Annotated in this window: 11 protein-coding genes; 2 read left to right on the top strand and 9 right to left on the bottom strand. The window is 68.6% G+C overall.

The features are described 5' to 3' along the window. Nucleotides 1-2: 2 nt before the first annotated feature. On the bottom strand, nucleotides 3-1,448 hold the full coding sequence (locus tag FMQ63_RS04220) for a nicotinate phosphoribosyltransferase (protein ID WP_011555529.1): 1,446 nt from the start codon (nucleotides 1,446-1,448) through the stop codon (nucleotides 3-5). A gap of 113 nt (nucleotides 1,449-1,561) precedes the next feature. Between FMQ63_RS04220 and FMQ63_RS04225 the strand changes: the two genes are divergently transcribed. Further along, on the top strand, nucleotides 1,562-2,905 hold the full coding sequence (locus tag FMQ63_RS04225; RefSeq protein WP_011555530.1) for a TonB C-terminal domain-containing protein: 1,344 nt from the start codon (nucleotides 1,562-1,564) through the stop codon (nucleotides 2,903-2,905). 6 nt (nucleotides 2,906-2,911) lie between these two features. Here the strand turns inward: FMQ63_RS04225 and FMQ63_RS04230 are convergent, their stop codons facing one another. Genes FMQ63_RS04230 through epmA form a run of 3 tightly spaced genes read right to left on the bottom strand, consistent with a single transcriptional unit; the run spans nucleotide 2,912 to nucleotide 5,384 of the window. Then, a complete protein-coding gene (locus tag FMQ63_RS04230; protein WP_011555531.1) occupies nucleotides 2,912-3,649 on the bottom strand; it encodes an inorganic pyrophosphatase in 738 nt (245 codons plus the stop codon). Further along, entirely contained in the window at nucleotides 3,646-4,383 is a 738-nt protein-coding gene (locus tag FMQ63_RS04235) for a 1-acyl-sn-glycerol-3-phosphate acyltransferase (protein ID WP_011555532.1), read from the bottom strand. Before FMQ63_RS04235 ends, FMQ63_RS04230 begins: the two co-directional genes overlap by 4 nt. Next, nucleotides 4,380-5,384 (bottom strand): EF-P lysine aminoacylase EpmA, encoded by a 1,005-nt coding sequence (gene epmA / locus FMQ63_RS04240; RefSeq protein ID WP_026113768.1) that lies wholly within the window; start codon nucleotides 5,382-5,384, stop codon nucleotides 4,380-4,382. The genes FMQ63_RS04235 and epmA overlap by 4 nt, the downstream gene beginning before the upstream one ends. A gap of 30 nt (nucleotides 5,385-5,414) precedes the next feature. Between epmA and FMQ63_RS04245 the strand changes: the two genes are divergently transcribed. Continuing rightward, the gene (locus tag FMQ63_RS04245; RefSeq protein ID WP_194866435.1) at nucleotides 5,415-7,121 is read left to right on the top strand and encodes a chromosome segregation protein SMC; all 1,707 of its coding nucleotides are present in this window, start codon (nucleotides 5,415-5,417) and stop codon (nucleotides 7,119-7,121) included. Here FMQ63_RS04245 and FMQ63_RS04250 read toward each other — a convergent pair. The 5 genes from FMQ63_RS04250 to FMQ63_RS04270 form a co-directional block, all read right to left on the bottom strand. Continuing rightward, on the bottom strand, nucleotides 7,118-9,040 hold the full coding sequence (locus tag FMQ63_RS04250) for a CotH kinase family protein (protein WP_225909461.1): 1,923 nt from the start codon (nucleotides 9,038-9,040) through the stop codon (nucleotides 7,118-7,120). The genes FMQ63_RS04245 and FMQ63_RS04250 overlap by 4 nt on opposite strands. Nucleotides 9,041-9,337: 297 nt before the next feature. Then, nucleotides 9,338-10,387, bottom strand: coding sequence for an SPFH domain-containing protein (locus FMQ63_RS04255; RefSeq protein ID WP_011555536.1), 1,050 nt, complete (start codon nucleotides 10,385-10,387; stop codon nucleotides 9,338-9,340). A 202-nt stretch (nucleotides 10,388-10,589) separates the two neighbouring features. Next, on the bottom strand, nucleotides 10,590-11,390 hold the full coding sequence (locus tag FMQ63_RS04260; protein WP_011555537.1) for an ABC transporter permease subunit: 801 nt from the start codon (nucleotides 11,388-11,390) through the stop codon (nucleotides 10,590-10,592). 3 nt (nucleotides 11,391-11,393) lie between these two features. Continuing rightward, a complete protein-coding gene (locus FMQ63_RS04265) occupies nucleotides 11,394-12,311 on the bottom strand; it encodes an ABC transporter ATP-binding protein (protein WP_011555538.1) in 918 nt (305 codons plus the stop codon). Further along, the gene (locus tag FMQ63_RS04270; protein WP_020478935.1) at nucleotides 12,308-14,611 is read right to left on the bottom strand and encodes a glycosyltransferase family 39 protein; all 2,304 of its coding nucleotides are present in this window, start codon (nucleotides 14,609-14,611) and stop codon (nucleotides 12,308-12,310) included. The genes FMQ63_RS04265 and FMQ63_RS04270 overlap by 4 nt, the downstream gene beginning before the upstream one ends. Nucleotides 14,612-14,635 lie beyond the last annotated feature (24 nt).

Here is a 14,635-nt window from a genome sequence, read left to right on the forward strand (position 1 = left end):
CCTCAGCGGTGCTGCTGCGGGAAGTGACGGCGGTGCAGCGCATCCACCAGCGCCTGCGTCGCGGCGGTGTAGGCGACACGCGCCTCGGCCGCCGTCTCCTGCGCGCCCACCAGCGATGGGGTTTCCGGCGCGCTCTCCATGAGCGGGAAGTAGCCGTCCGGGACGGGCTCTCCCACCTGGCCGACCAGTCCGATGGGCCCCGAACCATGGCGGCGGCGGAAGAGGACGGGCTCGCCGGGGATGCTCTTCTTGCCCTCGGCCAACTCGTTGCCGAACTTCATCACCGGCGTGTTGCCCGTGCGAGACAGCTTGTAGATGGCGGCCACCTTGTCCCGGGTGAGCGGGCAGTCCATGGTCCGCGCGATGATGTGGCCGCCGTAGCCGTAGAACTGGGCCGACGGCTCCCAGCCCACCTGCCGCCGCAGCTCCTCGAACTCCCGCGTGGCCTCCGCGTCCAGTCCGTCCTCCAGGATGTTGACGGGCCGAATCCCCAGGTCCCGCGCCCGCGTCACCGCGTAGAGGTACTGGAGCTTCTTGTTGCCGGAGTCGAAGCGGATGGAGTCGTTGTTGCCGGGCTCCTCCTGGATGAGCTGGAAGGCCGCGGGGATTCCGGACGTAAGCGTGTCGAAGGTGTCCAGCAGGTAGCTGGAGCGCTGTGGCCGGCGCTCGCGCATGGCCCGGAACGCGGCCTCATCCGAGCCATAGCGCTGGATGTGCTCGTGTCCCATGGTACCCACGGGGACCATTCCCAGCTTCGCCGCCCCGTCCACGTTGGAGGTGCGCGTGACGCCCGCGTCCTTGCAGCTTCGCAGCGCCACCTCGTGCTGCTCCAGACAGGTGGCCGCGCGCAGGCCCACCTCGAAGATGCGGGACGGGTCCTCGACGATGTCCACCAGCTCCTTGACGGTGGCGAAGACGCGCTTGGCGTAGCCCTCTGTGTCCACGGTGATGGGCACCGCCTTCACGCCCACCGAGTCGAGCGTCTCCAGCGCGATGGCCTTCTGCTCGTCGCACGTCACGGTGGCCAGCGCGCGGGCCAGCGCGTCCCGGTCCGACAGCGCCAGGGTGGCGACCTGGATGCGGAAGTTGAGCTGGAGCAGCAGTGGCTCCACCCAGGACACCAGGGCGGACGGCCCTGTCAGCGTGAGGATGGGCTCGCGCGGATAGAAGAGTGCGCCCTTGGGGATGGCGCGGATGCTGAGTTTCTCACGGCGGAGGATGGCCGCCTTGAACCCCACGCCCATCTCATAGTCGTACCGGCTGAGGTAGTCGTAGTCCTCCGGTTTGGGCTCCGGGATGAGCGACTTGACGAAGGCCGCCACGTCGAGCGGCATCACCTGGAGACCACCCCGCCGGTGCGAGTAGTAGAACGTTTCCCGACGAAGCGGCCAGCCGGCCTCCGCCATGCTGAACTTGTAGCCATCCGTCGCGAGCAGCGAGGTCGACATCTTGGGGTCCTTCCTCCGATGCCGCGAAGAGTAAGCGCGTCAGGGTTGCGTTTCCTATCCTCCCCTCGCGGATTCCCAGGGCATGACGTGAAAGCGGGGTTAAATGGAGGCGCATGCCTCGGGAGCCCACCAGACGCCTGCTGCCAGCGCTCGCCGCCAGCATGGGCGTACATGGGCTCTTGTGGCTGACCCTGGAGCGCGAGGAGCCGGTCGCGAGGCCCCCTCCGGCGTCCTCGCCGCCTGCCCTGGAATGGGTCGATGTGGAGGTGGCGGAGGCCCGTGTATCGCGAGACACGCTGATGCCGGACAAGGGCCCGGTCGCCGGCGCCGCCCAGCCGGTGCCACCCAAGCGTTCGGACAGCGTCCATGCGCCCCCTGCGCCCCGCACGGCTGCGAAGCACCGGGCTCCGTCGGGGAAGCCGGCGCCGGAGCGCGACGCCGCGCCCGCTCAAGCGGAGTCCCGGTCCGAGCGCCACACGGAACCCACCCACGCGAGTTCCCAGCCCGCCCACGACACGCAAGTCGCCCAAGCGGACGCGCGGCCTGAACGCCACGCGGAGGCCCAGGACTCGGCTCCGGCGCTGCTCCGCTTCGCGGACGCGCCCCTGACGGGGACGCCCCCCACGGACATGCCCCGCGCGGAGCCCGGCACCAACGCCGTCCCGGGCTCGCGGCTGTTGCTCGCGGCCCGTCAGGTCACCGCGCTTTCAGGAACGCATCGCGATGTGGCGGCGGAGCTCGACGGCGGCGTGGACCCGCATGCGCCTCCTTCAGCCCAGGGCCTGGTGGAAGAGCTGGTATCCGAAAGCGTGGGCCGAGGCCGGGTGGAACGCGGGCTGGTGCACCCGTATTACGGCCAGCTCGGCAAGGCGTTGATGAAGGCGTGGGACGCCGACCGCTCCGTGAAGGCGCACGGCCTCCAGGGCTACTTCGACATGGGCATGGAGCGCGGCCGTGCGTACTCGCGCATCTGGGCGGAGCGCGCGGCGGACTACGGCGCGTCGGGCTCGTTCGCCGCGAAGAACGGCCCGGGCGAAGACCGGCGCAGGCCGCTCAGCACCGCCGGAGACCCCACGCTCAATGCCCGCCGCGAGCTGCGCCAGCAGATGCGTCAGGAGTTCCGCACCACGCGCCGTGCCCTCATCCGCGTCGTCCAGGACGCGACGGGCCAGCTCGTGGACGTGCACCTTCTGGAACCCAGCCACCAGCCCGAGGTCGACAAGGAGGCCCTCAAGGACGTGCGCGCCACGGCGGAGAAGCTGCCCCCGCCGCCGGACGAGGCCGTGGGCGGCCGCTCGCGACTCACCAGCGTCTGGGAGTTCGAGCTGCTCATCTCCATCAGCCCGCCCATCCCCACCTTCAGCTTCGAGTTCGATGAAGCGCTCGGCTTCATCGACACCCGACTGCCGCTGGACCGCCGCATCTACAAGCGCGTGCGGCTGGTCGAGGTCCGCTGAGCGGGCTCAGGACGCGCGCGACTTGCGCGCCGCCTTCGTCTTGGCCTTCGCGGGCTTGGCGATCTTCGCCTCCACCGCCGCGCCACGCGTACGGACAGCGCGCGCCTTCGTGGTGACCTGCGGGCCGTAGATGCGCTCGTAGTCCTTCATGCTGCGCTTGATGACCTCGAGCGCCTCCGGCTGGTCGTAGACCTCGGCGATCTCCACGCTGCGCTTCCCCTCACCGGGAATCTGCTTGTAGGTGAGGAAGTAGTGCTTGAGGCGGTCGAGCAGCGCGCGCGGAAGCTGCGCGAGGTGCTGCAGCTCGCCGTACACCAGGTCGGACTCCAGCACCGCGATGATCTTGTCGTCGGCCTCATCACCGTCGACCATGCGGAAGCCGCCAATGGGAATCGCGCGCACCAGCAGGTTGCCGCTGGAGATGACCTTCTCCGTCAGCACGCAGATGTCGATGGGGTCGCCGTCGCCCTTGATGTCCTTCAGGCCCGTACGCTCGGCGCAGCGCTTCGCCACCAGCTCGTCGCAGTACGTCTGCGGAATGAAGCCGTAGAGCGTGGGACACTGGCTGCTGAAGCGCTGCGGACGGTCCAGCTTGAGGATGCCGGACTCCTTGTCCAGCTCGTACTTCACCGCGTCCGTGGGGACGATTTCGATGTACGCGGTGACGATTTCGGGGGCGTCCTCGCCCGGGGTGATTCCGTGCCACGGGTGCGCCTGGGATGTGGTCTGGATTGGCTTCTTCATGGCGTGTCTCCCGAGCGCTTGCAGGCCTCGGCATAGAGTTCTGCGACCGCGTCTTCCAACTGGCGCGTGAGCGCGTCGCGGTCCTGCATCGTCAGTCCCTGGGTGGGGATGGGCTTTCCCACCACCAGCGCCACGCGCTGTCCCCACCGCACGGCCCGACCCCCCTTGGGAAGAATGAGGCGCGTCCCTGACACGGCCAGGGGCACCACCGGAACGCCCGCCTGGATGGCCAGCGTCGCGGCTCCCTTCTTGAACGGCCGCAGCCGCCCATCCGTGCTGCGCGTGCCTTCCGCGAAGAAGAGCACGCTCACCCGTTCCCGCAGCGCCGTGACGGCTTCCGACAGGCGGGCCCTGTCTCCCGCCCCCCCGGTGCGCTCCACTGGGATGTTGCCCGCGCGCCGGAGCGCGGGCCCGAAGACGGGGATGCGGAACAGCTCCGCCTTCGCCACGTAACGCGTGTGCTTGCGGATGTGGGCGAAGTTCACCAGCGCGTCGTAGTGCGACTGGTGGTTGCTCACGAAGACGACGTGGGTGTCGGTGGGGACGTTCTCGACGCCCACCGCCTCGTGCCGCACCCCCGCGGACGCCAGCAGCGAGCGCGCCCACAGCACCAGCACGCCGTCCGCGTCCTTGGCGTCGCGCAGCGACAGCGCCGACACCACGGGAGACAGCACACCGGTGATGCCCACCGCCGCCGTTCCAGCAAAGGCCGTCTGCAGGAGCTTGCGAATCAAACGAACTCGTGGGCGGGGAAAAGGAGCACGTCCGAGATGCGCTGGACCCCGAGCAGCAGCATCAGGATTCTATCGAGCCCGACGGCGATGCCCGCCGAGGGTGGCATTCGCCCTACCGCGTCAAGGAACCGCTCGTCCAGAGGATACACGGCCCGGCCCAATTGGCGCCTGAGCTCCTGTTCTTCTGTCAATCGTGCCCGCTGTTCCACGGGGTCCGTCAGCTCGGAAAACCCGTTCGCCAGCTCCAAACCCTTGGCGTACAACTCCACCCGCTCCGCCACCACCGCGTCACCGGGCTTCAGCCGGGACAGCGCCGCCATGGACGCCGGGTACTCAATGAGGAAGGTGGGCCGCTCGTGGCCCAAGCCGGTCTCCACCTTCTGGAGGAAGAGGTGGAAGAAGACGTCGTCGAACGTCTCCGCGTTCCCGGTGCGCACCCCGGCCGCCTCCGCCGCCCGCTTCAATGATGGGCCATCCGAATGCTGGCGGATGTCCACGCCGGTGGCGCGCAGCACCGCGTCACGCACCGTCAACCGCTCGTAGGGGGTGCGTGTGAAGAAGAGCGGGTCCGCCCCGGGCTCCCCTTCCGTCGCGCCGCGGCCGGCCTCCGCCAGCGCCCCTTCCAGGTCATCCATGATGGCGTGGTAGTCCGCGTGAGGCCGGTAGAACTCCAGCATCGTGAATTCCGGATTGTGGGTCGGGGACACCTCCCCATTCCGGAACACCTTGCACAGCTGGAACAACGGCCCGGCACCGTCCGCGAGCAGCCGCTTCATGGCGTACTCGGGGCTGGAGTGCAGGTAGAGCGTCCGCGCGGAGCCCACATCGGTCTCCGGGATGAAGCCGGCCTCGAACGCGTTGATGTGCGGCTCCATCCCCGGAGTGGGGATGAGCAGCGGCGTCTCCACCTCCAGGTAGCCGTGGGCAGCGAAGAAACGTCGCAGGGCGGAGTAGAGGGACTGGCGTCCCCGGGCGGCCCGCCATTGAGAAAGATTGGGCATGGGCAGCGCGCAAGTAACATGAGGAGCCACATGCACCCAAGGATTCCCCTGCTGCTGGCCTTCGCCTGCTGCCTCACTGCCTGCCCCAAGGGCCCGCCCGCCGATGGCCGGCAGGTCCTTTCCGAGAAGCAGCAGCTCGAGGCGGATGTCAGCGCCATGTCCTCGAAGGCCGAAACCCTCCTCGAAGCCCAGAGCCGCCTGGTGTGGGACTTCTGGACGGAGGGCCGCCACGTGGACGTCGCCGCCACCTACGCCGGCCAGGAGGCGCTCTTCACCATCGAGAACATCCGCAGAATCGACCGGCTGCGCCAGCTCACGGACGACGCCCGCGAGGTGCGTGCCCTCACCGCGCTGCACTCGCACTTCGCCGGCGAGTACCTGTCCCACGCGCTGGCCGAGTTCAACGACGCGGCCGCCAATCTGGAAGCATCCCTCACCTTCCCCGTGGACGGGAAGGACGTGCGCTACCGGGACCTGGAGCGGCTGCTCGCCAACGAGCGCACGGTGGCGCGGCGCCGGGCCCTGTACGCCGCGGCCACGCCCGCGATTGAACGCCTCAACCAGACGCTGCGCCGCCGAGAGGAGCGCGCGGACGAGCTGGTGCGGGAGCTGGGCTTCGCCTCCTACGAGGCCTTCGGCAGCGAGCTGCGGCAGTCGGACCTGGGACGGCTGAGCGTGCTGGCGGAGGAAATCCTCCAGGCGACACAGGCTCCCTACCGCGTGGTGATGGAGCGACTGAGCCAGCGCGAGCTGGGCATGGCGTTCAAGGACATCACCCGCGCGGACATCCCCCGCCTGTTCCGCTCGCGCGAGGTGGAGGACGCCTTCCCCAAGGGCGAGTCCCTGCTCAAGGCCCACGGGACGCTGGCGGGCATGGGCTTGGACCTGGGTGAGCTGCCCCACGTCACCATCGACGCGCGGGACGTGAAGGGCAAGAGCTCACGCCCCCTGGCGCTGGCGGTGCGCGTGCCCTCCGACGTGCGCATCTCCTTCAAGCCGGGCACGGGCGTGCTGCACCAGGCACGCGTGCTCCACGAGTTCGGCCACGCGCTGCACGCGGCCTTCACCACGGAGACGCGCTTCGAACTGGCGCGCCTGGGCAACCCCACCGTGGGCGAGGCCTACTCCGCCCTCTTCGAGGACCTGGCCGAGGACCCGGTGTGGCTGGAGGAGCACGCGGGCGTCAGCGGCGAGCAGCGCGCGCAGTACCTGGCCGCGTCCAGCGCGCATAAGCTGTTCCTCATCCGCCATGCCGCGGGCCGGCTGCTCTACCAGTTGGAGCTGCACCGCCGCGTCGAGGCCGACCCGAAGGCGCTGTACCGCGAAATCATGTCGCGCACCGACGACATCCCGATGACGGACGAGGACACCGAGCGCTACCTCGTGGACCAGGAGGACTTCTTCCAATCCGCGGACAGCTTCCGCGCCTGGTTCCTGGCGGGTCAGCTCCAGGCGCAGCTCAAGGCGCGCTTCGGCCCCGCGTGGTGGCGCACGTCGCAGGCGGGCGAGTTCCTCAAGACGCTGTGGGCCAAGGGCAACGCGATGTCCGCGCGCGAGGTGGCCCAGGCGATTGGTGAGAAGGGCATCGAGCCGGACGTGCTGCTGCTGCGGCTGGGCACCACGCTCCAGGTGCCCATGAAGCTCAACCTCGAAGGCGTGGAGGACGCCATCCTCCCCGCCGCGCCGGGGCTGGAGGACTTCAGCGCGCCCCCCGCCCCGCCCGCGCCGGCGCCCTAGAAGGGACCGAAGCTCACTTCCAGGTGCTGGCGCACGTACGTGGGCCGCTGCGTGGCGAAGTCACGCATCGCGTCCACGTAGTAGCGCCACGACTCCACGGACTCCGGATAGCCCCAACGCTCGATGTGCGCGGGAATCTCCGCGGCGATCAGGTCGGCCAGCGACTCCAGCTGCGCCGTCACGCGCTCCTCGCTGAAGGTGTTGTCCAGGTGCCACTGGAAGCGCGACACGAAGCGGTTCTTGAAGTCCGCGTTCGTCATCAGCTGGCGGATGAGCAGCACGGACCACTCCGGCAGTGCCTCGTCCGTCATCACCCGGGCCAGCGAGTCGTAGCCCGGGTCACCGAGGAAGGCGTTGTCCAGGTCGTAGACCAGCCAGCGCCAGCGGCCGTCCTTCGCCGCGGCCCCGCCGGACTCCGGCTGGACGTAGCGCCAGAACTTGACGTTGTTGTGGGGCCAGTCCGTGTTCGCGAAGAAGATCTCCGCGATTTGATAGTCGATGAAGTCGTCCACATCCATCATCGACTCCACGTGGGCCAGGTTCTCCGGCAGCGAGAGGTCGTTGTTCCGGACGAAGTCCAGCAGCGCCAGGTAGTGCGACTCGTCGCCTTCCTCGCCGGTGTCGAGCATCCCATCCAGCTCCAGGATGGCCACCTTCTTGCGGTCGATGCCGTGGCGCGACGCGAGGTAGTACTCGTCATATCGCTCGCGCAGCTCATGCAGGCCCCAGTACTCGCCGTTGAGGTACAGGACCGTGGGGCGGCAAGCCTGCAGGTGCAGCGCGGTCTCCCGCAGCAGACCCTGGAGCGCACAGTCGCGAATCTTGGAGTACAGCAGGTCCTGGCCCGACGTGCGGACGATGAGCCGCGTGTATTCATCCAGCGCCTCGCCGGGGAACACCGCCGCGCGGAACGTCTTCGGCCCGTAGTCCTCCTTCGCGTACAGGCGCAGGCTCTTGTGCGGCAGCGCCGCGCTGCCCGAGCCGTGGATGCGCACGCCCGCCCCCTGCGAAATCACCGGCTGGCCTTCCACTTCGAACCACTCCACGTGGAGGGGGCGCTCCCAGTCCTTGCCACTCTGGTGATAGTTGCCGTTGCCCCACATCACGTCCGGCATGGGGTCTTCCGCGTGAATCCGTCCGGGGACGTAGATGCCGTGCTCGAAGCCAAAGAAGTGCTCCGCGTCCACCGTCAGCGACATCACCGGCAACGGACCATGTGACTTGTCGATGAGATAGCTCCGCGTGCCGGAGGCGCCCACGGGCGTGGCGTCCTGGAACTGCTGGAACCGCACCACGGCGGCGCGGCTCACCGGCCCGCGAGGCGGCAGCCATCGCCACTCCACCGGCGTCTCCGGCGGATTCGTGGGGATGAGGGACAGGGGCGTGGGCTCGCCCTGTGAACGCATCAGGACCAACGGCGAGGTGTAGATGGGCGAGTGGGCCGTCGGCGTCGAGCCATCCAGCGTGTAGCGCGTCGTCGCGGACTCGCTCGTGGGCAGCGTCAGCAGGGACGGGGGCTGGTAGAGCGCGTGCGGCGTGGCGAAGTCCAACGGCTGGAGCGCCAGCGACGCGCGGGCCGGAGTGCCCGAGCCGTCATGGGCCACCACCTCGATGGAGTGCATCGCCGCGCCGGGCAGCCATTGGATGCTCCACTGGTCACCATTCACCTCGGCCCAGCCGAGCAGCACGCCGTCCACGTGGACTTCCACGGCCCTGATGTCGCCCTGCCCCTGGATGGTGCCCCGCAGGAAGCCGGACGCATTGTCCATGCCATCGATGGACACGTACGGAACGGACTGCTCTTCCCGCGGGTCTTCAATGGGCGGAACGACCGGCGCCGGCGGAACATCCTCACGGCAAGCGGACAGTGAAATGGTGAGCCACAACAACGCCGAGCGGGACTTGAAACGAAGGGGCATCAACGCCTGTCTCCCTGGGAACGAGCGGCCAGCGCATGGCTGGCACGGGGACGTCCGGCCCGCAGGAATACGCATCTCCTGCGACACGTCCCACACGCGCTCGTGCACGGCGCACGCCATCTGAGTCCCCAGGTGGGGCGCCCTGAAACGCACACCGTACGACGACCGCGGCGCCCGCTATCTAGCGCAGGGAACGTTTGAGGTCCATCCAGCCCCAGTGCATGTCAGGGAAAACACGAGAGCCCCCGCCCGGTGTCGGACGGAGGCTCTGGGTACCGCAGGGGTACACGAAGGGAACTACAGGAGCTTCATCAGCTCCGCGCGCTTCGCATTGTACTCCTCGTCACTGAGGACGCCTGCGTCCTTCAGCTCCTTGATTTCCTTCAGGCGCTGCGCGGGGCTGCGCGTGTCCGCCGGGGGCGCCGCGGGCGCGGGCTCCGGAGGCCGCTGCTGGTGCTGCTGCTGGTTCATGAACTGCTGGGCCATGCCGAAGCCCATGCCCATGCCCATGCCGCCCAGCGCGTTGCCCGCACCACCACCGCCGCCACCGCCCTTGGCCATGCCCTCGGCCGCGCCGAGCATCGCCTGGCCCTGCGCGTACTGCTGGAAGCCACCGGCCAGACGCGAGTACGCCACGTCCTTGCCCAGCTTCTTCAGCGTCGCCTCGTCCTCCTCCTTGATGGAGACGTGGAAGTTGCCCATCCGCACCACGGTGAGGCCGTAGCCGTCCACGTGGGGCTTGAGCCCGGAGATGACCTCGGTCTCGATCTCCTCGGTGTACGCGCCGCTCGTCACGTCGAGCAGCGGCCAGCGCTTCTTGACGAGCAGCTCCGCGATGCGGTCGCGCGTCACCTTCAGCACCTGGTTCTTGAACCAGCCGAGCAGCTCGTCGTTGCCGGTGCGGCCCATGCCCACCAGGCCCACCACCAGGCGCTCCGGGTCCGTCACGCGGATGGAGAAGTCGCCGTACACCATGGTGCCGATGCCCAGGCCCGTCTCCGGGTCGCGCACGTCACCGATGGGGCCGCCGAACTTCACGCCGGCGAACTCCCGGGTGGAGACGAAGAAGATTTCGGAGATGAAGAGGTTGCCACCCGTGAAGCCTTCGATGAGGCGGGACAGGAACGGGATGTTGTTCGTGTCCAGCGAGTGGCGGCCGGGCCCCAGCTTGCCCTCCACCTTGCCGTCCTTCACGAAGAGGGCGACCTCGTCCGCATCGACGGTGAGCTGGGTCAGCATCCGGACGTTGTTCTCCGGATACTTGTAGATGATGTCGCCCTTCGCCGAGTCCGCCCGGGCGATGAAGTTGCGCTTCGCCTCACCCTTGATGCTGTCGAAGATACCCATTGCCGTCAGCGCCTCCGTGGCCGCGTTGGCAGCCGGTCAACCCGCGCCGCCACCCCAACCCTTTTATTTAAGAGCATGGCATCCCGGACGAAAGCGCGCGCGCTCGCGTACCGACACCTGCTCGCAACATGCCAGTTTTACTGGCGAAAGCCTAGCCGCTCGACAGGCTGGATGCCCTGGAAAGCGACGGCCGGCGTCCGCGCTAGCCCCAGCGACTCACCAGCCGCTCACGGTCCAACAGGCGGATACTGGCCCACAGCAGGAGGGCGTCCAGCACCAGCACTACCGCGCCCTGGAGCAGGTAGTAGCCGAAGCCCGCCTTGAGCACGCCCGCCACCTGCCCACCCACCATGCCCACGATGGGCAGCACCACCAGCGCGGACAGCTGCTGGGCCATGCGCGCCTCGCTCACCCGGGCGGAGATGAGCACCGCCACCCCGTTGCCGAAGAAGGCGAACAGGGGCGCGATGACGAACACGCCGAAGGTCCACAGCGCGTTGGGCATCAGCGGCATCTTCACCAGCGGCCACGCGACGATGTCCACGCCCACGCAGAACAGGACGAAGGCCGTCCACGTAATCGCCACGGACGGCACCAGCGCCGCCAGGCTCTTGCCCGTCACCAGCTCCGCCGCCGTCACGGGCGAGGCCAGGAGCGGCTCCAGCGTGCGCCGCTCCTTCTCCCCCGCCACGCTCTGGGACGCGATGAGGATGGGCACGAACACCGGCATCACCAGGAACATGCCGAACCAGTCGGTGAGCGTCTTGTCGATGAGGAAGCGCGCGGCGCTGGCGCCCAACGGCAGCGTGGGGTCGTAGAAGAGCGCCACGCTGCGCAGGTCCGCGTGGTCTGGCGTGCGCACGTACGTCCACACCACGCCAATGGGCACCAGCACCATGACGGCCGGGAGCACCATCATGGACACCAGCAGGCCCACGTTTTTTCGCAGGTCCAGGAAGTCCTTCCAGAACACCGCCAGGGCCCGCTTCGGACGGAACGCCATGGGCTACCCCCTCCCTTCGCGCAGCAGCTCCAGATAGACCTCTTCCAGGGGACGCTGGGTGGGCACCGCGCTGTGCACCCGCGCGCCCGCCCCCACCAGGCACGCCACCACGTCGGGCGCCTGCGCATCGTCCGCCAGCATCACCCGCAGCTTCGGCCCTTCGGCCAGCACGTTGGGCGCGAAGGGCAACTGGGCCAGCGCGAGACAAAAGCGCTCCGCCTCCCCTTCCACGCGAACCTCCAGCGCCTGCCCCGCGTGCCGCAGCTCGCGAACCGGGCCCATGGCCAGCAGGCGGCGCTTCACCACCGCCACGCGCTCACACAGGCGCTCCACCTCCGCCAGGTTGTGCGAGCACAGGACGATGGTGCGCCCCTCCGACGCCAGCTCCGCCACGGCGTCACGCACGGTGCGCGCGGACTCCGGGTCCAAGCCGCTGGTGGGCTCGTCCAGGAAGATGACCTTCGGGTCGTGCACCAGCGTCCGGACGATGGCCAGCTTCTGCCGCATCCCCTTGGAGAAGCCGCCCACCGGCTCCTCCTCGCGCCCACCCAACCCGAAGCGCTCCAGGTAGTGCCGGGCCCGAGGCCAGGCCGCGGCTTCGTCCAGCTCATGCAGCTTCATGAAGAAGCGCAGGTTCTCCCGCGCGGTGAGCCTGTCGTAGAGGCCGGGCTGCTCGGTGAGCAGGCCCACCACCTTGCGCAGCGGCTCGCCGTCGCGGTCCACCCGGTGGCCCCACACGGTGGCCTCGCCCTCGGTGGGCTGAAGCAGCCCCGTGAGCATGCGCACCGTCGTCGTCTTCCCCGCGCCGTTGGGCCCCAGCAGGCCGAATACCTCGCCGGGCCGCACGTGGAAGGACAACGCCTCCACGGCCACCCGGTCTCCGAAGCGCTTGCCCAGGTCCTGGACGTGGATGCCGCTCAATCGATGGTCACCAGGACGAACTTGTTGTTGATGTCGCGGTCCACCGGCGTGACGACCTTGTCCGAGCCCACCGCGGTGCGCAGCAGGTTGAGCCGGTTGTGCTCCACCAGGGCCCACTCACGACCCGGCCGCTGCGCCAGGGCGCGCATGCGCGCGTTCGCGTCCGACACGCGGTACTGCTCCACCGTGTTCTGCGAGTAGAACGTCTCGCCGCGCCAGTTCATCATGTACGCGACGATGGGCTCGCCCGCCTGACGCTGCGCGTAGTAGCGCCAGAAGAGGTCGCGCTGCGTCCAGTGGTGGGACAGGTCCACCCAGTGGCTCCAGTTGAACCAGAGGGCCATGCCCGCCGCGAGCACCCAGAAGGTGCCGAACAGCATCGCCCGCGCTCGCATCAGCGACGCCACCACCGCCATGCCGCCCGCCACCGCGAAGGTGAAGCCCAGCGTCTTCTTGATGTTGACGGGCTCCGACAGCGCCTTGAGCAGCGAGTCCTCCGCCGCCGGCTGGCGGAAGCCCCGCACCGCGAACGCGATGCCCACCACCGCCAGCACGCCGGCCAGTGTCTGGAGCGACGCGCGCCCCTCCGCGCCCGGCCGCATGGACTCCCATGCCAGATAACCAGCCACCGCCAGCACCGCTACGCCCACCAGCGCCTTGGCGGACACCTGGGCCTGGGCGCTCACCGCGCCCAGCGTCGCCACGCCGCCCAGGAGCAGCATCAACGCCACGGCGCGCGCGCTCGGCGTCGTCCGCGCCCGCCCCTTCGCGGAGAAGGCATCGAAGGACAGGTAGACGCCGAAGGCCAGCAGCACCAGCGTCACCAAATCTCCCGTCCACAGCGAGCGCGAGGTGAAGAACGCGATGGGCTTCGTCACCAGGTCCTGCGGATAGGTCCGGTCGTAGTTGTAGACGAACAGGTCGGTGAAGATCTTCGGGTTCTCCGCGATGTTCTTCCCCACCAGGACGAAGAGCAGGAACCCGAAGATGAGGCTCACCGCGTGCGCGGAGATGCCCTCCTCCCACAGCCGGTCGATGAAGAGCGCCAGGAGGACGGCCACGCCCGGCAGCACCGGGAAGACGTAGTGGTGGAACTTGGTGGCGCTGGACGACAGCAGCCAGAAGGAGAAGGCCACCCACAGCACCGCGATGATGGCCAGGTGGTCCGCCGCCTTCTCCGAGCGAAGCTTCAGCCGCGCCACCACCGAGAAGGCGCCGGGCAGCAGCGCCACCCAGGGGAAGATGGCGAAGCCCCCCTGCTCGATGAAGTAGATGAACGTGCCACCCGGCGTGGTGGTGTGCACGCCCGCCGTGAGGCGGTTGAGGTGGTCGTGGACGAAGAAGCGGTACCAGAAGAGCTTGCCCTCATCGTCCACGGAGCCGAAGAGGGACAGCGTCAGGTACCAGGGGCCCGCCACCGCGAAGAACACCAGGATGCCCGTGCCCAGGTGCATCTTGAACATCTGCCCCCACAGCACGGGCATGGGCTGACGGCCCTCGCGCACGTCCTTGCGGAAGCGGGACTGCGTGAGCCACTTCAGGTGTGCGTCCAGGCTGTCGCTGTCCCAGGGAATGACGGACAGGGCCGCGTACAACACCAGGATGACGGCGGGCAGGCCCACGCCCAGCAGGCCCTTGGCCAGCGCGGACAGGCCGGCGAAGAAATAGAAGCCGTACCACCAGGCGGCGCGGTGCTTCGTCGTCGCATCCAGTTGGCCGATGAGCGCGCACGCCATGGCGCAGATGAAGGTGGTGACGAAGGGCGTGTCCGTCACCGTCTGCCGCGTGAGCAGGAAGTACAGCGGCATGGTGGCCAGCACGAAGCCGGTGGCCAACCCCGCGCGCCGGGACACCACGCGTGCCACCGCCAGTGACAGCAGCGCCACCGCGGTGATGCTCAGGAGCGCGAAGGGCATCCGCATGCCCCACTCCGTATAGAGGCCCAGCATCCCACCCGGGTTCGCCGCGCCCACCACGTTCATGCCCAGCGCCTGCATCCACATCGTGAGCGGCGGCTTGGAGAAGAACCACGAGCTTTCCCAGAAGGGATACACGTAGTCCTGGCGGACAATCATCATCCGCGCGACTTCGCCGTAGTGCGTCTCCCAGGGGTCCCAGAGCCCCACCGCGCCCAGGTAGGGAAGGAAGAGCAGGGCCGCGAAGCCCGCCGTGGCCGTCACGACGCGCAGACTGAGGGACAGCTCCAGCCACCGCTTCGCCCACTTCGCCTGGAAGAAGTCCTTGCCGAGGATGGCCTCGGCGAAAGTCTGCTCCCGCTGCTGTTCGACTTCGCTCTCCACGGACTGAAGCTCCTTGAGTCGTTC

The sequence above is a fragment of the Myxococcus sp. CA005 genome (assembly GCF_006518205.1).
GTDB lineage: Bacteria > Myxococcota > Myxococcia > Myxococcales > Myxococcaceae > Myxococcus > Myxococcus xanthus.